Below are 19,688 nucleotides of genomic sequence, written 5' to 3' on the forward strand. Positions count from 1 at the left end.
GGGTGAAGTTGCGAGGCTATAATCAGGTCTCGTTGAAATCTCTCATGATCTCTCTTACTAGATTTCGTACTCCCATGTGCGGTCTGTTCCTTGTGCCGTTCCTGTTACTTTCTCCTTCGGCTCAAGGGCAGCAACCCAATGCGCAGGCCATGCAATTGATGCAGCAGGGAGCAGCCGCTATGCGGCAGGGGAATGCTGCTGCGGCAGAGCGGTACTTCTCGCAGGCGACGGTCGCAGCGCCCGGGTTTGCCGAGGGGTTTCTAGACTTGGGACTGATCCAACTGCGCGAGGGCAAGCCGGATGCCGCCGAGGTCTCGCTGGCAAAGGCGATTGCGCTGAACCCGGAGCTACAGGGCGCGCATATGTTTCTGGGCATCGCGAAGTATCAGATGCGCGAGGTGGACGAAGCGGCGACAAATCTGAGGGAGGAGATTCGTCTTCAGCCGCAGAGCGTAGAGGCGCTGACGTGGCTGGGCATCGTAGAGCTGGGCGTAGGAGACGCGGACAAGGCGGCTCCGCCGCTCGATCAGGCTGTGGAGCTATCGCCAAAAGATCCGAACCTGCTCTACCTGCGGGCGCGGGCGCACAGCCTGATCGCGCAGGAGTCGTACCAGGCTTTGTACCAGCTCGATCCCGATTCATGGCGCGTTCATAAGGCGCTGGGAGAGAGCTATTCGGCGCTGCGGCAGCCGGAGAAGGCGGTCGAGGAGTTCGAGAAGGCGGTGGCAAAGGAGCCGACGAATGCGGATCTCTATGAGTCGCTGGGGGATGAGTATCAGAAGCTGAGCCGCTTCGACGATGCGACCAAGGCGTACCAGCAGGAGGCGAAGCTCGATCCGCACAACGGAATCGCTCTTTATAACCTGGGCAAGATCGACGTGGAGCGTGGCGACCCGGAGGCGGGTATTGCGCTGCTGCGGCAGGCGATTGAGGCACATGCGAGTCCGGCGCCGAGCTACTTTTATTTGGGGCTGGGGCTGTCGAAGGTGGGCAAGAACGAGGAGTCGGCGAAGTGGCTGGAGAGATCGATGCAGAGCGATCCCTCGGACTTCATCAAACAGAGCGGCTACTACGAGTTGTCGAGGGTGTACCAGAAGCTGGGGCGAAGAGAAGACTCGCTGCACGCGCTCGATGAGTTGAAGAAGTTGAAGGACAAGCAGGCCGCTGCCGTAGGACAACACTCGTAGTCTTTATGTTCGTCGCGGTGGTTCGATCTGCCGATGTGGGGTGCGTCTTTTCCCTGACAAAAACGGCATGGAGAAACCTCTCGGAGCTTCGCAGGAGTCTAACCTCTATAGCGCCCGGTTACTTTCAGCGTGCGCCTTGAAGCTTGTGGGGGACGAGCATGAATTCCAAGGAATTCTGGGCATCTCAAGGATGTAACGAAAGTTATTTTGACTCTTGGCGTGAAGCGGTCTACCATCCGGTACGCATTATGACGTTACATGGTCAACCAATTCGTCTTCGTCGTGGTCTGATCGCGGCGCTCGCAGCGTTCGCGGTGATCTCCGTCGGGGTAGCGGGGCAACGGGCGTTTGCAGATCCAGCGGTGCACGTGAAGAAGCACAGCCTGAAGGAGCAGGTGGAGGCCCTGGAGGAGCAGTGGCGGGTGGCGCAGCTTGCGGGTGATACCGGGACGATGGGCAAGATGTTGTCGGACGACTATGTGGGCATCTCGATGACGGGAGAGGTGGATACCAAGGCGCAGCAGCTACGCCGGGTGACGGATCGGCGGATGGTGCTGACCAAGATCGAGTTGAGTGACATGAAGGTAAAGCTGGTGGGGGCGGTCGCGATTGTGACCTCGCAGGCGCAGGTCGAGGGTACGAATGATGGGATCTCGGTGCAGGGAACGTATCGCTACACCAGGATTTATCGGCATCTGCCGACGGGGCAGTGGAGGATCACGAGCTTCGAGGCTACGCGCGAGCACCATCACCGGCACGATGGACAGACCGCCGATTCGCAGGTTCCTCCAGTGGCCCCTGGCGAGCCTCAGCCTGCGACGGAATCGAAATAAAAAAGGATTGCAAGCAGAGAGTTTTAGATTTCAAGCACCGTAGATGCTCTGCGACATAAGAAGGCCCTGCCGTTGGCAGGGCCGTTTCACTCTAAATTGAAGGAGTTATCGCTCAGGCTATCTTCGAGTCGATGACCAGAACTGTCTCGGAGTGTGCCTGGATGCGGGTAAGAGAACCGGGAAGATTGAGCGCAAGAAGGCGACGGTAGAGAGAACGGGTACACCCTGTGAGGCGCGCATCTTCCGCTTCGTGGGGAAAGAGCGCGAGGTATTGTTGTGCAGATTTTATGGACTTACGTTTTTGGCCGTTGATGTTGATATTGACGAGGTAGGGACGGGGCTGAGGGGTAAAACTTCCGCGATGCTGATTGGGGATCGGGGAGTCCGCCCTCAAGGAGGCAGGGGAGGAATGAAGGATGGACATTGTGCCCTCGAATGGCGAAGGTTTTCGCCGTCGTATAAGGCATAGGATGATTACTTCGGTGCGGAAGTTGCACTCGATGGAGCGGCGCTCGATGAACTTGTGGAGAAGGCCTCGCGTAGCTTTGTCCAGGTGACGTCGAGGGTCTCGGGGAGGACGCGGGTCTCGGCGGTGACGGTCATGAAGTTGGTGTCGCCTCTCCATCGCGGCAGGGCGTGGAGATGGATATGGTTGGCTACGCCTGCGCCGGCGGATTCGCCGAGATTCATGCCGAGGTTGAGACCGTCGGGGTGGTAGACGTGGCGAAGGCTACGCTCGATGCGTTGCGCGGTGAGGATCATCTCCTGCGCGGGCTCGGGGGGAAGGGCGGCGAGCGAGTCGACGTGCAGGTAGGGCAGGATGAGGACGTGGCCAGTGGCGTAGGGGTAGGCGTTGAGGCAGACAAAGCAGTTAGGCCCGCGATGGAGGATGTGCGCGGCTTGCTCGGCCTTCTCCTGCGGCATGCCGTGGGCGATGGCGTAGTCGGTGGCGGCGATCATGTTGCAGAAGACGCAGTGCTTGTCTTCGGAGGCAGGCCAGCCGGAGAGCGCAGGGGGGACGCCGGTGCGGGCCTGCTCGTCGGCCCGGGTGATGTAGTTGTAGCGCCAAGGGGTCCAGAGACGATCCATAGAAGCGAGTATAAGGTGAAATTTCTGAGAATTTTATGAAGACCGCTGCCGAAGAGCGAGGGGCGTCGGTGGCGGCGTTGTCGTGGCGTTCATGAGCCTTGTGGCAGAATCCGACTCATGGGAGTTCAACTCTGCGACTTTGATATGAATGCATTGCAGGCTGCGCTCGAGGAGCAGCGTTGTGCGCGCGAACTGACCTGGGTTGCGCTGACGGGGGAGATCAACGAGCCGTTCCGGGGCACGCCCTCGATCCCGATCAGCGTCACGACGCTTCGTAGCATGCACGCCAAGCGGTCGGTCACCAGCGCGGTAGTGCTTCAGGTTTTGCGGTGGCTTGGGCGTACGCCGGAGAGCTTCTGCACAGGTCGGCAATCCGCGCCGTTATTGGGCGAAACGCTGCCTAAAGGTGGTCCTTGCCGCATCCTCCGCTTCGATACGGCGGCCATGCATGCGGCGCTCAACGCGGAGCGCGGCAGGCGGGGAATGACGTGGAAACAGGTTGCGAAGGAGATGCCGGGTTTTACGGAGAAGATGTTGACGAACCTTGCGACTGGCCCGCTGATCGGCTTTCCGCGGGTGATGATGATTCCGCAGTGGCTGGGTCTTCCGGCAGCGAATTTCGTGCGCGAGCGCAGTCGCTGATACGCTGCAAGAATTCCGTTTTGCGAGCCACAATAATAATCAGAAAATATAGGCTTCACGATGGCCGAGAAAACCCTGAAATTTTACGAAGCACTCGCTGACCATTACCACCTTATCTTCGAGGATTGGGATAGTGCCATTGAACGTCAGTCCAGGATTTTAGGTGGTCTTTTGGCATCTCAAACCTCTGTATATCCTTTAAAGATTTTGGATTGCGCGTGCGGGATTGGAACTCAGGCAATCGGGTTTGCGGCGATGGGTCATCACGTCGTCGCATCGGACCTGAGCCCGAGTGAAGTCAAACGAGCACAACAGGAGGCTCTCTGTCGCTCTCTGAATCTCTCGTTCTACGTTTCAGACATGACGTCGCTCCGAGAGATTGCCGAGAGCGAATTTGATGTTGTAGTAGCTATGGACAATGCCTTGCCACACTTGAATGCCGCTCAACTTGGACAAGCAACGCGAGCGATAGTCTCAAAGCTCAAACCAAAGGGGTTGTTCCTCGCAAGTATTCGCGACTACGACAAACTCATCCTCCAAAAACCGACGATTCAAGAACCGACGTTTTATGGCACGCATGAGAATCGGCGCATTGTCCATCAGGTATGGGATTGGATCGACGACACCAGATATGTCGTACACCTGTACATTACGGCCAAATCAGACGAGGAATGGAAGACACATCATTTCGTTTCGGAATATCGATGTATGCTGCGGAATGAGCTTTCAGATGTTCTGAGGACTGCTGGCTTCGGAGAGATTGATTGGCTTATGCCGTCTGAAAGTGGCTTTTACCAACCTCTGGTTCTGGCGCGACTGTCAGGCTAGAGGGTGTTTGTTAGGTTACGTCTTCGTAAATTTGCTCAAAAGTATCCAAATTGGCTGACTCTAAGAGCGTAGTTGGTTGACGTATAGAACCCAAAGTTCTATGCTTTTAGGTGAGCCACTGCGTGTGGGACCCAAGTGCAGCAGCTCCTCTGCTAGATGTAGTTCATTCCTGCCTGCCGAAGCTGTTACGGGGGATTCAGAATCAACCAGCGTCCCCTATTGGATTGCTGATTGCTCCCCGGACAAGCGCCGCCCGCGATGGAATGGAACCTTGGGTTCCGGAGTCCGCATTCATCATGGTAGACGACCATAATCCTGAACACACCGAGAGCAAACCCCTGACCACCGAACTGGAAACCCTAGCGCCCGAAGCGACAGCGGCCAACACCGAACTGTCTTCTGAATCCACCTCAACCCAACAGCATGAAGCTGTCCACGAAGCCGCCGCCAACAACGCGCAACAAGATGCTCAATCCGGGCATGTTGCAACCGTTACGGCCGCCGCCGAAGAGTCTGCCGACGACGACTTGAACTACGATGCCGCTGACTTTGCGGCAGCGCTGGCGAATTTTGACCGCGAGCAGGCAGCCGATGCCGCCGCCGCCCAGAATCTGACCGCCGAAGAGGCGATTGTCGCCGGTACCGTCCTCAAGATTACGGACAAGTATGTTGTTGTCGATATCGGGCTCAAGTCGGAAGGTTTGATTCCGCTGGCACAGGTGCTGGACATCCATGGCGCACCGAAGTTCCAGGTTGGCGATTCCGTTGAGGTTGTGGTTGAGCGTGAGGAGCCGGAAGGCGGCTACCTGGTCAGCTACGAGAAGGCGTTGCGCCACAAGGTCTGGGACAAGCTGGAGCTTGCCGCCAATGAGAAGACCCCCGTCAAGGGCATGGTTCTCAGCCGCGTCAAGGGTGGTCTGACCGTCGATATTGGCATCAAGGCGTTTCTGCCCGGATCGCAGGTCGAGGTTCGCCCCGTCCGCAATCTGGATGGCTACATCGGTACCGAGATCGAAGTTCGCGTCATCAAGCTGAACAAGAAGCGCGGCAATGTCGTGATCAGCCGGAAGGAACTGCTCGAAGAAGACCAGAACGCCAAGAAGTCGGTTACGCTGGCGACCCTGGAAGAGGGCAGCGTTCTGACCGGAACGGTCAAGAACCTGACCGACTACGGCGCATTCGTGGATATGGGCGGTCTGGATGGCCTGCTGCACATCACCGACATGAGCTGGGGCCGGTTGACGCATCCGCGTGATCTGGTCAATGTCGGCGACGAGATTCAGGTGAAGGTGCTGAAGTTCGACAAGGAGAAGCAGCGGGTTTCGCTGGGCTTCAAGCAGTTGACGCCTGACCCATGGCTGGACGCGATCGAGCGTTACCCGATTGGGGCGCAGGTTCGTGGCCGCGTTCTCTCGGTTACCGACTACGGCGCGTTCGTCGAGCTGGAGCAGGGCATCGAAGGACTCGTTCACGTCTCGGAGATGACCTGGTCGAAGCGGATGAAGCATCCGTCGAAGATGGTGAAGCCGGGCGATGAGGTCGACACGATCATTCTGAGCGTGAACCCGAACGACCGCCGCATCTCGCTGGGCATGAAGCAGTTGCAGGACAATCCCTGGGAGCAGTTGGAGGACAAGTATCCGACTGGCGCGATCATTGAGGGCCGTGTTCGCAACCTGACCGACTTCGGCGCATTCATCGAGATCGAAGATGGCATCGACGGCCTGGTACACGTCTCGAACCTGAGCTGGACTAAGCGCATCAAGCATCCTTCGGAGGTCCTGAAGAAGGGCGAGAAGGTCAAGGCGATCGTTCTGGGCGTTGAGCCGGAGAACCGCCGCCTGTCGCTGGGCGTCAAGCAGTTGCAGCCCGATGTCTGGGACACGTTCTTTGCCCAGCACCGTGTGGGCGACGTCATCAAGGGCAAGATTCTGCGCACGGCGCAGTTTGGCGCCTTCGTTGAGATTGCGGAAGGAGTCGAGGGCTTGTGCCACGTCTCCGAGGCGGTCGATGCGAACCACCAGCCGGTGGCGATGGATGTGGACTCGGAGCACGAGTTCAAGATCGTCAAGATGAACCAGGAAGAGAAGAAGGTCGGTCTCAGCATTCGGGCAGTTGGCGAAGAGGCCAGCCGCGCTGAGGTGGAGAGCTACAAGGAGCGTGAGAAGTCGCCGAAGGGTGGGTCGGGTTCGTCCTCGTCCTCCTCGTCGAGCAGCAGCACCACGCTGGGCGATCTGATCAACTGGAAGCGATCTGAGCGCGAGTAAGCTCAGTCACAGGAAGTACGGAGGGCCGCTCCTTAGGAGCGGCCCTTTCTTTTATATATTTCTATCTACTCGACAGCTTAAGTGGCATTTCCGCACCTTCGATGAGTACAGGGACGATTTTGCACTCACTCCGTACACGCGCACGGATATGATGGAACATCTCATCGCCGACGCGTATCTGTGACGAGAAGACTCCGGTATTTCAAAAGGGACTACAGGACGCCATCTATGATCAAGTTGAGGCAGCTAGGCTCTCTGTTTGCAGTGCTCTCTCTTTCCATTTCTCTGGTTGCACAGAAGATTCCGTCGGGAGCTGCCATCGATGCGAAGGTGAACGGCCTGATGACGCAGACAGGCGTCAAAGGCATGGCGGTTGCCGTCATCGACCACGGCCGGGTGAAGTATGTTCATGTCTACGGTATCCGCAATGCGAAGGGCGACCCGCTGACGACGGACACTGTCATGTATGGAGCGTCTCTCACCAAGACCGTGTTCGCGTATACGGTGCTGCAATTGGTGGATCAAGGCAAGCTGAACCTCGATACACCGATCGCGGCTGATCTTGACAGACCGCTGCCGACCTACGGACCTGATCCTGTCTTTCCTGACAAGTACGGCCCATACAAAGACCTTGCCGATGATCCGCGCTGGAAGAAGATTACGCCGCGCATGTGTCTCGATCACTCGACCGGCTTCAGCAACTTCTGGTTTATTGAGCCGGACCATAAGCTGCATATCCACTTCGATCCCGGCACGCACTTCAGCTATTCGGGTGAGGGTTTCGGCCTGCTGCAATTTGTTGTCGAACATGGTCGAAAGTCGCAAGGGCTGGGGCTCGATGTGGGCGACCTGACCCATGCGAACTTTGTACGTTTAGGAATGACGCGCACAAGCCTGACGTGGCGCGAGGGCCAGAACCCGAATGTTGCGGACGGCTGGAACGATCATGGTCAACCGGAGCCTCACTCCAAGCGCAGCAAGGTGCGCGTAGCCGGGTCGATGAACACCACTATCTCGGACATGGCGAAGTTTACCGCCGCACTGGTGCGCGGCGATGGCCTGTCAGCCGCATCGCGCGCCGAGATGGTTAAGCCTTCGCTGCACATTACGACGCGGACACAGTTTCCGCTCTTCCAGCCTGATCTTCCGGTGAGCGAGCAGCGCAAAGACCTTAACGCCGGGCTGGGCGTTGTTGTATTCGATGGGCCGCAGGGACCGGGCTTTTACAAGGGCGGCCATGACGGCCAGACCGCCAACACCATGGTTTGCATCGAGCGAAGGCAGCGCTGTGCCCTGATCCTCTCGAACGATGTGCGTTCAGAGGCGCAGTTCGCCGATCTGGTTCGCTTTCTCCTTGGCGATACTGGCGTGCCCTACGAGTGGGAGTATGGAGACTACGCCGGGAAATCATAATTTTCTTGCCAAGTCACTCCTTGAGCAGAGGTGAGATCTGAGCCGGATCCCATCGCGGCTTGCGGAGAATGCCAGCGGCCAAACCGCTGAGGGAATCTGCAAAGATTTAGCCGGAATGATTAAGCGCCTGCGGCTTTTGTGGGGGTATCGCGGGGAATACCGCCGTTCTTTTCACACGCGCTGGGGGGCTTGCTCTCTTAAACTTTAGAGAGATGATGGGCCTGAGGATACAGACGCAGCGGTGGTTGTGTGGGGGTTGCGTGGCGGTGCTTTGCTGCTGCGCGATGGTGCACGGAGTTTCGGCAAAGACGAGAAAGGTGGCACATCGCCGGGTGGAGCTGTCGCCATGGCAGCAGGCGATGCAGGGGCGGGAGAAGCTGGAGTCGATTCCGGCGGGGGCACGGACCAAGGCGGAGTATACCGAGGCGATGGACCGGTATCGCGCGATCTATCACCAGACGCCGGGCGATCAGTATGCGGCTGCGGCTGTGAATGCCGTGGCGGAGTTGCTGGCCGAGCAGGGGCGCGGATCGCATGACACGAAGGCGTTGAAGGATGCGGTGGGTCAGTATGAGTTTTTGCGGAAGCAGTATCCGGGCAGCTCGCTGCGCGTGGGCGCGTTGTTGGCCGAGGCGCAGATCTATGAGAACGATCTGCGTGACTCGGACGGGGCGCGGAAGCAGTATGCGCTGCTGGTGAAGGACTATCCCAAGAGCGAGCTGGCAGAAGAGGCTCGGGCTGGGCTGGCTTCTTTAAATAGCAGAGAGCAGGGGACTGGAACGACTACGGCAGGGACCAGGAGACAGGAGCGAGGGGCGAGAGAGCAGAAGAGTGTGGAGCAGGCTGCGGGGAGCGATAGGGATACCGCGAATAGGGCTGCTACTGATACGGCTTCGTTTGCCCCAATGCCGGTGACGAAACGGAAGTCGGCTGCGCGGAATGTGGTGGATACGAGTGCTCCGGCGCAGGCTCCGTCTGCGGTGGTGGAGACGGCAAATAATAAGGCGGCTGGAGTCGAAGAGGCTGGGCCGACGCATGTGGCGATGGAGTCGAAGCGGCATGGACTGGCGCAGGTAACGGGGATTCGGCACTGGTCGACGCCGAACTATACCCGGGTGGCGATCGATCTTGGCGATGACGTGACGTATGAAGCGGCGCGGGTGCCGAATCCTGACCGCATCTATTTTGATCTGCATGGGACGCGGCTGGCTCCGCAACTGGTGGGCAAGAGTTTTACGGTGACGGATGATGGCTTTTTGAAACGTGTTCGCGCCGCGCAATTTACCAACGACATGACGCGAGTGGTACTGGATGTGAATCATGTGACGGAGTATTCGGCGTTCTTGCTGCCGAATCCTTATCGACTGATTATTGACATTCATGGAGGAAATGGAGAGCAGGGGGCGCCGACGGAGGTGGCGAAGACGGACTCGGCTCCGCCGGAGACTGCGGTCGTGGCGAAGGTTACGCCGGCGCGTCCTGTGCCGAATACGGTTGAGGCCAGGTCGAACAGCCTGGTCGAGGTGGCTTCGTTGAGCGATCAGCCGGGAAGGGTGGAGGCGACGCACAGGCCGACCTCGCAGCCGATCTCGGCGGTGGTGAAGGACCCGGATTCGGGGGTTGCTGAGGCGCGACCGGATGATACGGTGAGCTCCGCGCGACGGACGAAGAAGAGCAGGGCGGAGGTTGCGGGGGCTGTTCCGGCGCGGGCGGCGGTGCCGACGGCGGATGGGGAGACTTCGCTGGTAAGGGCGCTGGGATTGAAGATTGGGCGCATCGTGATCGACGCGGGGCATGGCGGACATGACTCTGGCACGCTGGGCTATGGCGGCATTGAAGAAAAGGATGTTGTGCTGGATGTAGCGCTGCGGTTGGGCAAGCTGTTGCATGAGCGGCTGGGCGCGGAGATTATCTATACGCGGTCGGACGATACGTTCATTCCGCTGGAGACGCGGACGGCGATTGCGAATAAGGCTCAGGCAGACCTGTTTTTGTCGATCCATGCAAACTCTTCGCGGGATGAGAGCGCGCGGGGTGTGGAGACCTATTATTTGAACTTTACGACGCAACTCGATGCGCTGGAAGTGGCGGCGAGAGAGAACGCGGTTTCCGATCAGTCGATCCATCAGTTGAGCGATCTGGTGAAGAAGATTGCGCTGAAGGACAAGATTGCGGAGTCGCGGGAGTTCGCTTCGGATGTGCAGGAGAGCCTGTATGGCGGGCTGGAGAAGGGGAATCCGGGGTTGAAGGACCGTGGCGTGAAGAAGGCTCCGTTTGTGGTGCTGATCGGCGCGAATATGCCTTCGATTCTGGCGGAGATCTCGTTTGTGACCAACCCGAACGATGCGCGGGAGCTGGAAGAGCCGGCGTATCGTGAGCGGGTGGCCGAGAGCTTGTATCGCGGCGTGGCAAAGTACGAGGCCGGGTTGAGCGGCGTGAAATTGCCGGTGGAGCGGGCCAGCACGAAGTAGGTTGGGTGATTCGTTTTGGCTGCCGATAGATTGTTTACCGGATTTAGCGAAGGGCAAATACAGGGGTCTCTCCACTCCGCTTCGCTCCGGTCGAGATGACGTACGGTTGTAGCAGCCTGTTGTTCGGTCGAGATGACGTGCAGTTGGGTGGTCTGCTTCGGTCGAGATGATGTACTTTTTCGTCCAGACTGAAATCTAAAAGTTCTGAGCTTAGTGAACTGGCTTGAAGTCGAAGTAGGCGAGGTTCATGTTGCCGCCTTTGAGGATGTGGACGGTGAGGACGCTCTTTCCTGCGGGGAGCCTGAGTTTCGTGATGGCAGGGGCGAGGTTCCAGTGGTGCCACTGGCGCCAGGCGATGGGGTCGACGGCGTTGAAGGTGGAGGTGATATTGAGGGGACCGCTGGCTGGTTTGCCGTTGACGTCGATTGAGATGGCTCCGCCGCGGTTGGAGGTATAGAGGAGGTCGGCGGTGTAAGTGCCTGCGTGGGCGACCTGCACGGTGATGTTGAACCACTCGCCGGGTTCGGTCCAGCCGACGTATAGCTGGCCTTCAGTTGGCTGGACAAGGTCGTAGGGGCTATTGTCGATGACCTCAGGCTGATGCTGGAAGTTGTGGAACTTGGTGTAGGAGGTGTCGACGCCCTCGTCCATGCGGAACTGGTTGAGGTAGGTTCCGTCGGCTGGGTTCAGGGTTCCGCTGCCGAGGTTTTTGGCCTCGGTGTCGTGATAGGCGACACCTTCGCCGCCGCGGTCGTAGAAGGCACACTGGACGCGGCCGGGAATGCTCTGGACTGCCTTGGAGTGGTCGTCGTTATAGGGAGTTCCCTTGTAGGTCTTTTGATAGCTGGCTGCGGATGCGGAGAGGGTGGCCGCCGCGAAAGCGACGATCAGGGTGGAGAGAACCGTGCGGGAGTGGAGCGTGCGTGTTTGCAAGGGAAGATGCCTCCGAGGGATTGAGGTCTGAATCGGGAATCCTGTTTAGACAAACGTTTGTTGCGGTAAGGTTTAGGTTCGCCAATTATATGGAGATTTTTGGCGAACTCAAGGGCGGTGATGCTTTCTTCTGCATCGCGCTGTGTTGATGTTGTTGGCTTTGGATTGAATGAGAGGGCGGCGGTAAAGACGAAAGACAGGGATCTCTCCATTACGCTTCGCTTCGGTCGAGATGACGTGTGGCTGGTGTTGCGCTTGCATTGGTGTTGTTCTGCGTTGAAAGCGGGGGATAGCCGCTTCGCTTACGTGTTGGAGGTGGTGTAGTCTGACCGATAGCAGGGTCATGCTTCATGGTCGATAGGATTGAGTTCAAGCTTCGAAGGACGGCGCAACGCGTCGTGTTGTTGTGCCTGGTGGGTGCGATGCCTGCGGCCTTTGGGCAGAGCACAAAGACGATGCTCGTCGAGCCTCCTACCCCGCTCCTGCCAGCCCAGTTTGGGGCGTGGCAGCCGGATGGAAGTTCGCCCTCGTGTTCGGACTGTCCTCCCGTGGAGGGAGTGACGGGCGCGGTGTTGAAGGAGGATGGAGTAAGCCGCATCAGTCATGCGGCCTACCATCGGCTGAACAAACCGGGAACGATTACGTTGGACGCCTATCAGTTTGGCGATGCGACAGGAGCGGCGAGTGCATTTACGTTTTTGCGTAAGCCGGAGTCGCGCATGGTCCAGTCGAAAGACAGCCAGGTTGGCGCGGAGATGGCGGCTTCGGGAGCAGATTATATCTTTCGCAGCGGCACGACCGTAGTCGTGGTGGACGCGAGCAAGGCGGGAGCTCCGGCGGTAGGAGACCTGCGGCTGCTGGAGTCGACGCTGCCCAAGATCGGCGGGCCACGGGCGCAGCCTCCTCTGCTGCCGACCCTGCTGCCGACCAAGGGGCTGGATGTCGAGAGCGAGCGGTATGCACTGGGGCCGATCGGCTATCAGGCGATGGGCGGTGTGCTGCCGGGAGATATTGTCGGCTTCGATAAGAGTGCCGAAGTGGTGATGGCGAAGTATAAGGGCCGAGGATTGTTGACGCTGCTGCTCTATCCGACGCCGCAGATTGCGGGCAACTACGGGCGAGAGATTGTGGCGGAGATGAACCGTCAGGGCGCGGCGGCGGGAACGGTGAAGCTGCGTCGTGAGGGGCCTCTGGTGGCGATGACGACCGGGGCGTGGAGTGCCGAGGAGGCTCAGAAGGCGGTCGAAGGAGTTCACCTGAACGCAGTGCTGACGGTGGAGAAGACCCCTCCGCCGGAGTTCCGGACGGAGGTTCGCAAGACGGTGAGCCTGCTGACCAGCATTGCCCTCCTGTCGGGCCTGCTGGCGCTGGCGGCGATCATCCTGGGGTTGGTTCTCGGATTTGGCAGGGCGGCTATCCGCGTGCTGCAGGGGAAGCCAGCGGCGACCGAGCCTGAGTTCCTGCGGATCGACCTGAGCGGCCGGGCAGAGAAGATTCATCTCGAAGGGGAGCTCCCGCCGACGCAAGGGTGAAGATGTCTGCACCGGGGATGGTGCAGGGCGGAGGCTAAGCGGCTGATTTGAAGGTGTTTTGAAAATTTGCCAGACCATATTAGGCAAATAAAAAGCGAATATGTTTGGCTATGTTGTATGGGAAGTAACCCCCGTAACTAATTACTAAATAACGACTTATGTTGATGATCTTTAAGCCTTGACACCTGATTTTGGCAAACTTAGTATTTCGCCAGAAAGTTCTGATGGCTTTGCCTCCGTTGGAACTATTCTCCCTAAAGAAGAGGCCACCCTGTTGCCGGGTGGCCTCTTCACTTTTTGTGTGGAATTACCGATGGGTGATGTCGGAAGGGGGAAAAGAGTGGGATGGAGCGCAGATTCGAAGAGGGGAGGTCCTGATGCTCGCGTGCGTTGCGACCTGCGCGGATTGCTTATGCTAGTTTGGCAGAAGGGGCTTACAAGAGGGTGGACCAATGATTTCGCGATGGAAAGATGTGCCTGTCGGTGTTGCAGCGATGTGCGCGGGAGTTTTTATTTTGATGAGCTTATCCGCAGCCGCGCAGGATACGCGCCAGGTGACGGAGCCGAAGATTCCAGAGTCGTGTGTACAGCTGCCGGCACAGCTAAGAGCGATGAACAACCTGCTGGCCCCTGCCGATGAGAGCAAGCTGGACACGGAGCGCATTCAACATGCTCTTGATACGTGCAAGCCGGGTATGGCGGTGGAGCTAAAGCCTGCGAGCGGGAACAACGCATTTTTGAGCGGCCCGTTGGAGATGCGGACCGGCGTGACGCTGCTGGTCGATGAGGGCGTAACGTTGTTTGGCTCGCGTGATGCAAAGCTGTATGAGATGAAGGGCGAAGGAGTGACCCCAGGACTGTGCGGGACGATTGCGACGGGAATTCCTACTGTCTTTCCTGCGCCGCAGCGACAGTTGAAGACGCGCGGAGGCTGCCGACCGTTCATCAGCGTGATGGATGCAAAAGATGTCGGCATCATGGGCAATGGCGTAATCGATGGGCGAGGATACGCGAAGATTTTGGGCAAGGACTATAGCTGGTGGGAGATGGCCCGTAAGGCAGAGCCGCAGAACCAGCGTTACTTTACGCCGCGCATGATTGTGGCCAGCCATGCCGATGGCCTGACGCTGTATCGGATTACGCTGCACAACTCGACGAACTATCACGTGAGCGTCAACAACACGGATGGATTTACCGCATGGGATGTACATCTGCAGACGCCGACGACGAAGGGCATGGATGCGCGGAACACGGATGGGATCGATCCAGGGAGTTCGACGAATATTACGATCGCGCATAGCTGGATCGACAACGGCGACGATAATATCGCGATCAAGACCGGAGTCACGCATATGAGTGTGCTCGACAACCATTTTTATGATGGCCATGGGATGTCGATCGGTAGCGAAACCTATACAGGCGACAGCAATTTATTGGTGGATGGTCTGACGGAAGACCATACGACCAGCGGCATCCGTATTAAAAGCAACGTGACACGGGGCGGGTTGGTGCATGATCTGGTCTATCAGAACATCTGCATGAAGGATGTGGCGAATCCGATTGCCATCAGCCCTTATTACACGAACCAGACGACGGAGGGGTTTGTCGACCCGAAGTATGTCGGTGACCGGATTCCGGACTATAAGGCGATTACGATTCGCAATGTGTTGGACACCACGCCAGGCAATGTATTGCTGGCCGGGTTAGACGATGCTCACACCACAGAGATTATGCTGGATGGCGTGCGGGTGGAGGGGATTACGCCCGCGCAGGTGCATGGACGGTTTGCCACGGTGGCGCTGGGGCCGCGCGGAACGAACCTCGATTTCAGCGGGACAACAATCAAAGTCATACCGTTCAAAGGGGTTGCGGGGGGCGAGACGGGATTCGGCTGCGACGGAAGATTTGTTCCGATGCAGTAGAGTCTTCGCTCTGATTTGGCGGTACAGGGGGTGTGCCGCTAGAATAGGTGAGGCAGGCCGATGTAGCTCAGTTGGTAGAGCAACTGATTCGTAATCAGTAGGTCAGCGGTTCAACTCCGCTCATCGGCTCCATTCCCCTTCTTCATGAATCCCTTTCCACCAGATCAATCTGTTGCACACTTTTCCAGGGCGTGAGAGCTTCAGCCCTTGCGGCGGTGGGTTCGGCTGCGTTCCGGGATCTGTGTTTGGTGATCTCTCTAAGCTGACATTGCAGGGTGAATTTAAGGCTTCGTGTGTTGAGAAAAGATCTCTTGCTGCGAGATGGAAGATACATTTTCAAGGTCGCGGACAGGATGATCGTTAATTTTTGAGGCACTTTTTTCACAGCAAGCGATTTTAATGAAAACGATTACAAGCATTTCATTTTCAGAAGGATAGGGCGTGTAAAAGTGTGTCAGCGGAAGGGTAGTTTTAGTGAGGTCGAAATTAATCTCCAACCTTTGATTGACAGGGTGTAAATAACTACGTAGTATTCAGGACGTTCCCATATTTGTAACCGGTTACACAAGTTTTTGAACTGTGAAAATGCGGTTTTTGGCGATGTGTGGCAACAGAAATATAAACGATTCAAATTTTCGCCCCCTTTAGCGGTAACTCAGAAATAGAAGCGGAATTTGGCAGAGTGGCAACAATTTTCTGGAGGTCTTTGTGAGTAAAATTTTTGAATTTAAACGAGCACTTTTCCGATGTGCTGTCGTTGTGGCGATGATTGTTCTCGCTGCAATTCCTGGTATGGCTCAGACCAATGAAGGTCAGCTCTCGGGAAATATTCTGGACAGCACTGGCGCTCAGGTCGCGAACGCGCAGATCACCGCTAAGAACGACGCGACAGGTTCGACTTACAGCATTAAGTCGACAAGCAGCGGAAGCTATCACTTTGCCTCGATTGCTCTTGGTCAGTACACCGTGACGGCGACGGCATCGGGCTTCAGTCCGTCGGTTAACACTGGTGTGGTGGTTCGCGTAGGCAGCGTCACCGCCCTCGACATTCACCTTGCAGTTGGCGCGGCGACGGATACGATTACGGTTGCAGCGAATGCGTCCACTGTGGAAACTCAGTCTTCCGACGTTGGCGGCACGGTTTCAACCAGGCAGATTATCGACCTGCCGCTGGCGCTGGGTGGAGTAGGCGCGTTGCGCTCTCCTGAAGCGTTCGTCTTCCTGATCCCCGGCACGGCGGGTCCTGGCACCGGTAACAGCGCGAACGGTATCTTCATCTCTAAGATTGGCGGCGGTCAAAACTTTGGCAACGAGGTATTGCTCGACGGTGCCTCGCAGACTCGTTCGGAGAATGGTTCCTCGTTCGATGAAGAAGCGCCCTCGGTGGAGGCGATCTCCGAGTTCAAGGTGACGACGAACACGCCCGCGGCCGAGTTTGGACGTACCTCGGGCGGTATCGAGAACTTCGTTACCAAGAGTGGAAGCAACGACTATCACGGCAGCGCATTCGACATCTTCCGTAATGAAGACCTGAATGCAAATAACTGGTTCAATAATGGCTACAAGGCGTTTTATCAGAGCCAGGGAAATCCGGTCGAAGCCAAGTACAACCGTGGAAACGATAAACAGAATGACTACGGCGGAAGCATGGGCGGCCCGATTGTTATTCCGCACTTCTATAACGGGCACGATAAGAGCTTCTTCTTTTTCTCATGGGAGCAGTATCGACACACGATGGGCGGCCCGATTACAAGCACGGTGCCTACCATGGCAGAGCGAGGCGGAGACTTTACCGATCAGCTCGGCGCGGAAAAGCTTGATAAGAACGGCAATCCGATCCTCAATCCGTGTGACGGCAGCCCAATGTATAACGGAGAGATCTTCGATCCGAACACCACGCAGACTGTCAATGGCGTTCCGTGCCGTCTGCCATTCAGGACCAACGGGCAGCTTAACGTGATTCCCCAGGGTCGTATCAACGGTGTTTCCCAGAACATCCTTGCGTTTTATCCAACCCCAAATGCGCCTGGCATCTCCAACAATTACACGCTCAGCACCTCGTCTCCTCTAACGAACACCACGTACTCCCTTCGTATTGACCATTCCATCGGATCGAACGATAAGTTCTTCGGCTCCTACAGCACGCGTGAGAACTTCCGCTTTAGTCCGCAGAACTTCCAACTACCTCCGCCGGTCACGCCGAACGTTCAAACCCAAGATTTCATCACTCATTTTGGTCGTGGCGGTTGGGACCATATCTTTACGCCGAACCTGCTCAACCACTTGAACGTGGGTTATAACCGCTCCAATTCGATTAATGGTGCCATCGAAAACCAGCCCGCTTATGTCAATAACAACTATGCCAAGCAACTTGGCATTCCGAATGTGTTCCGGGGATTTCCGGAGATCAATATCAGTGGTTATGTCTCGCTGAGCCGTAATCAATTTGATGACAATATCGACAATGGAATTCGTGTTAACGATTCTGTGAGCTGGCAGAGAGGCCGCAACAGCTTCAAGTTCGGTGTCGACTATCGCTATCAGCAGTATTCGAACATTGCGCACGACTCGGAAAACGGGCACTTCAATTTTAACGGGAATGAGACAAAATCAGCTCAGATTAGTCCCTATCAGGATGGAACCGGTCTGGGAGGAGCGAGCTTCCTTCTGGGGCTTGTGGATAACAGTGGAGCGACGATCGTAACTCATCAGCCGCGCTGGCTGTCCAGTTACATGGCGGGCTTTGCACAAGATGACTTCAAGGCAACGAAGGATCTTGTCTTGAATCTGGGTATTCGCTATAGCATTGACCAGCCGCGTAAAGAAGCGACGAACAGAACCTCCAACTTCAGCCCAACAGCTATCGATCCTTATAGTGGTCTGCCGGGTGCGCTGGTATTTGGAACAAACTGCAATGGCTGCAATACGCGCTGGGCTGATACATGGTACAAAGACATTGCTCCGCGCATCGGATTCGCCTACTCGCCTTCTAGGTGGAACGGCAAGCTTGCAGTTCGTGGCGGCTTTGCAACTCTTTACGCTCCGCTTCAATACAGCGATTTTGGGGGCTCAGAGATTGCGGGGTTTGCTCTTCCAATCGTTCAGAACAGCGATGGGTTTAATACTGCCTATACCATCGATATGGGATTCAAACCATATACGGTTGCTCCTAACCTTGATCCGGGTCTATTCGATAGCAAGAACTCTGCTTCTCCGACCCCGTTCAGCAACTATATTAAGCCGTCTTATGGTCGTCCTGCTCAGGTCAATCAATGGAACCTTCAGGTTCAGCAAGAGCTTGCCAAGGATCTGATCATGACGATTGGCTATATCGGATCGTCGGCCTCGCACCTCAAGTCTGGAATTGAAAACGTCAACAATACTTCTCCTTCAACTTTCCCGCTTGGCGACATTCTCAGCCGGCACTACTCAGAGAGTGCGCCAGCGCAGGGAACCAAGCTGCCGTATGCAACTTTCAATACATCGGCTCAATACTTTCAAGCGCTTCGACCGTTCCCTCAGTATGACTACATTGCGACGGACTGCTGCTTACAGAACGTTGGCCACTCTTCCTACGACGCTCTGATCGCAACACTGGAGCGGCGGTTCTCTAACGGGCTCAGCCTGCAGGCTTCCTATACCTGGTCGAAGTCGATCACCAATGCGGATTCTGCTTTGCCGGGAACGAACGCTGGAGTTAATCAGGAACAGGATCCGTCCAATCCTAAGAGCACAAAGGCCCTCTCGATTCAGGACATCCCGCATACCTTTGTTGTTAGCTATATTTATCAGTTGCCATTCGGAAAAGGACAACATTTCTTTGGAGGGACAAACGGATTCGTGCGGGCGGCGATCAGCGGATTTGAGATTGGTGCTGTGCAGCGCTATATGTCGGGTCAGCCAACTTCGTTCGGTTGCGCCGATGGTATTCCCGGCTATCAAAATTGCATAGCCTTCTCTCGAGTTCCGGGTTCGAGCCTCGCCAGCCCGGCACGGAAGGGTCATATTGATCCGTTCCGTCGGTTCCGTGCGGGAAATCCGTCTAACTTGAGTTCTGATCCGAATGTGGATAGTGAATTCAATGGCCTAACGAATACTGGAAATTCCGATTATTCAAAATTCCAGACAGCTCCGGCTATTTATAGCCAGAACAACAGCATTAATCGCCGTACCCGTGCTGTTCAGTCTGGAGACTGCGCGACGTGCGATAACGGCAACTTCGAATTCGGAGACATTCCACGTGTTACCGGAGAGATTCGAAACTACAAGTACCTCAACGAAGATTTCAGCTTCCTGAAGAAGACACCCATCACTGAAGGTACGCTGTTGATCCTGAAGGTAGAACTTCTCAATGCCTTCAACCGGCACACCTTCAGCACACCGGATACTCAGCCCTATGACTACACCTTCGGTGTGCCGACAGGAACGATCAACGGTCCACGCCAGATGCAGCTCACAGCGCGGTTCCAGTTCTAGCTTGTTGTCCTCATGTGATAATTCCGGCGGAGGGCTTGTACGAGCCCTCTGCTATTTTATGAAATCTTGCTTCCAATTTCGTTTCGCTATTCTGC

14 protein-coding genes and 1 tRNA gene are annotated in these 19,688 nt (G+C 56.5%); 11 read left to right on the top strand and 4 right to left on the bottom strand.

Features of this window, described 5'->3' with window-relative positions; genetic code table 11:
* Positions 1–74: 74 nt before the first annotated feature.
* Both IEW09_RS04490 and IEW09_RS04495 read left to right on the top strand, forming a co-directional pair.
* Positions 75–1,187 carry a tetratricopeptide repeat protein gene (locus IEW09_RS04490; protein ID WP_188552916.1) on the top strand — a complete coding sequence of 371 codons (1,113 nt, stop codon included), beginning with the start codon at positions 75–77 and terminating at the stop codon, positions 1,185–1,187.
* A 248-nt stretch (positions 1,188–1,435) separates the two neighbouring features.
* The gene (locus IEW09_RS04495) at positions 1,436–2,020 is read left to right on the top strand and encodes a nuclear transport factor 2 family protein (RefSeq protein ID WP_188552917.1); all 585 of its coding nucleotides are present in this window, start codon (positions 1,436–1,438) and stop codon (positions 2,018–2,020) included.
* Positions 2,021–2,132: 112 nt separating this feature from the next.
* Here the strand turns inward: IEW09_RS04495 and IEW09_RS04500 are convergent, their stop codons facing one another.
* Positions 2,133–2,414, bottom strand: coding sequence for a hypothetical protein (locus IEW09_RS04500; protein WP_188552918.1), 282 nt, complete (start codon positions 2,412–2,414; stop codon positions 2,133–2,135).
* Between the two features lie 80 nt (positions 2,415–2,494).
* Positions 2,495–3,109, bottom strand: coding sequence for an HIT family protein (locus tag IEW09_RS04505; RefSeq protein WP_188552919.1), 615 nt, complete (start codon positions 3,107–3,109; stop codon positions 2,495–2,497).
* A gap of 117 nt (positions 3,110–3,226) precedes the next feature.
* On the opposite strand from IEW09_RS04505, the gene IEW09_RS04510 reads away from it, so the two are divergent.
* The 5 genes from IEW09_RS04510 (at position 3,227) to IEW09_RS04530 (ending at position 10,730) form a co-directional block, all read left to right on the top strand.
* Positions 3,227–3,751, top strand: coding sequence for a hypothetical protein (locus IEW09_RS04510; RefSeq protein ID WP_188552920.1), 525 nt, complete (start codon positions 3,227–3,229; stop codon positions 3,749–3,751).
* Positions 3,752–3,811: 60 nt separating this feature from the next.
* Positions 3,812–4,579 carry a class I SAM-dependent methyltransferase gene (locus IEW09_RS04515; protein ID WP_188552921.1) on the top strand — a complete coding sequence of 256 codons (768 nt, stop codon included), beginning with the start codon at positions 3,812–3,814 and terminating at the stop codon, positions 4,577–4,579.
* A gap of 296 nt (positions 4,580–4,875) precedes the next feature.
* The gene (locus IEW09_RS04520; RefSeq protein WP_188553219.1) at positions 4,876–6,846 is read left to right on the top strand and encodes a 30S ribosomal protein S1; all 1,971 of its coding nucleotides are present in this window, start codon (positions 4,876–4,878) and stop codon (positions 6,844–6,846) included.
* A gap of 228 nt (positions 6,847–7,074) precedes the next feature.
* The gene (locus tag IEW09_RS04525; protein WP_188552922.1) at positions 7,075–8,259 is read left to right on the top strand and encodes a serine hydrolase domain-containing protein; all 1,185 of its coding nucleotides are present in this window, start codon (positions 7,075–7,077) and stop codon (positions 8,257–8,259) included.
* A 284-nt stretch (positions 8,260–8,543) separates the two neighbouring features.
* Positions 8,544–10,730: an N-acetylmuramoyl-L-alanine amidase gene (locus tag IEW09_RS04530; RefSeq protein ID WP_188552923.1), complete on the top strand. Its 2,187-nt coding sequence runs from the start codon at positions 8,544–8,546 to the stop codon at positions 10,728–10,730.
* 210 nt (positions 10,731–10,940) lie between these two features.
* Here the strand turns inward: IEW09_RS04530 and IEW09_RS04535 are convergent, their stop codons facing one another.
* Together IEW09_RS04535 and IEW09_RS04540 are read right to left on the bottom strand one after the other, a co-directional pair.
* A complete protein-coding gene (locus IEW09_RS04535; protein WP_229739074.1) occupies positions 10,941–11,663 on the bottom strand; it encodes a carbohydrate-binding protein in 723 nt (240 codons plus the stop codon).
* Between the two features lie 211 nt (positions 11,664–11,874).
* On the bottom strand, positions 11,875–12,015 hold the full coding sequence (locus IEW09_RS04540; protein ID WP_188552924.1) for a hypothetical protein: 141 nt from the start codon (positions 12,013–12,015) through the stop codon (positions 11,875–11,877).
* Between IEW09_RS04540 and IEW09_RS04545 the strand changes: the two genes are divergently transcribed.
* The 4 genes from IEW09_RS04545 to IEW09_RS04560 all read left to right on the top strand — a co-directional run bounded on the left by IEW09_RS04545 (position 12,014) and on the right by IEW09_RS04560 (position 19,593).
* Positions 12,014–13,195, top strand: coding sequence for a DUF6599 family protein (locus IEW09_RS04545; RefSeq protein WP_188552925.1), 1,182 nt, complete (start codon positions 12,014–12,016; stop codon positions 13,193–13,195). The two genes, IEW09_RS04540 and IEW09_RS04545, sit on opposite strands and share 2 nt — an antisense overlap.
* 452 nt (positions 13,196–13,647) lie before the next feature.
* On the top strand, positions 13,648–15,117 hold the full coding sequence (locus IEW09_RS04550) for a glycoside hydrolase family 28 protein (protein ID WP_229739075.1): 1,470 nt from the start codon (positions 13,648–13,650) through the stop codon (positions 15,115–15,117).
* Between the two features lie 56 nt (positions 15,118–15,173).
* Positions 15,174–15,249: transfer RNA gene (locus IEW09_RS04555), tRNA-Thr, on the top strand.
* A 660-nt stretch (positions 15,250–15,909) separates the two neighbouring features.
* Positions 15,910–19,593 carry a TonB-dependent receptor gene (locus IEW09_RS04560; protein WP_188552926.1) on the top strand — a complete coding sequence of 1,228 codons (3,684 nt, stop codon included), beginning with the start codon at positions 15,910–15,912 and terminating at the stop codon, positions 19,591–19,593.
* Positions 19,594–19,688: the final 95 nt, after the last annotated feature.

The sequence above is a fragment of the Edaphobacter dinghuensis genome (assembly GCF_014640335.1).
Lineage (GTDB): Bacteria > Acidobacteriota > Terriglobia > Terriglobales > Acidobacteriaceae > Edaphobacter > Edaphobacter dinghuensis.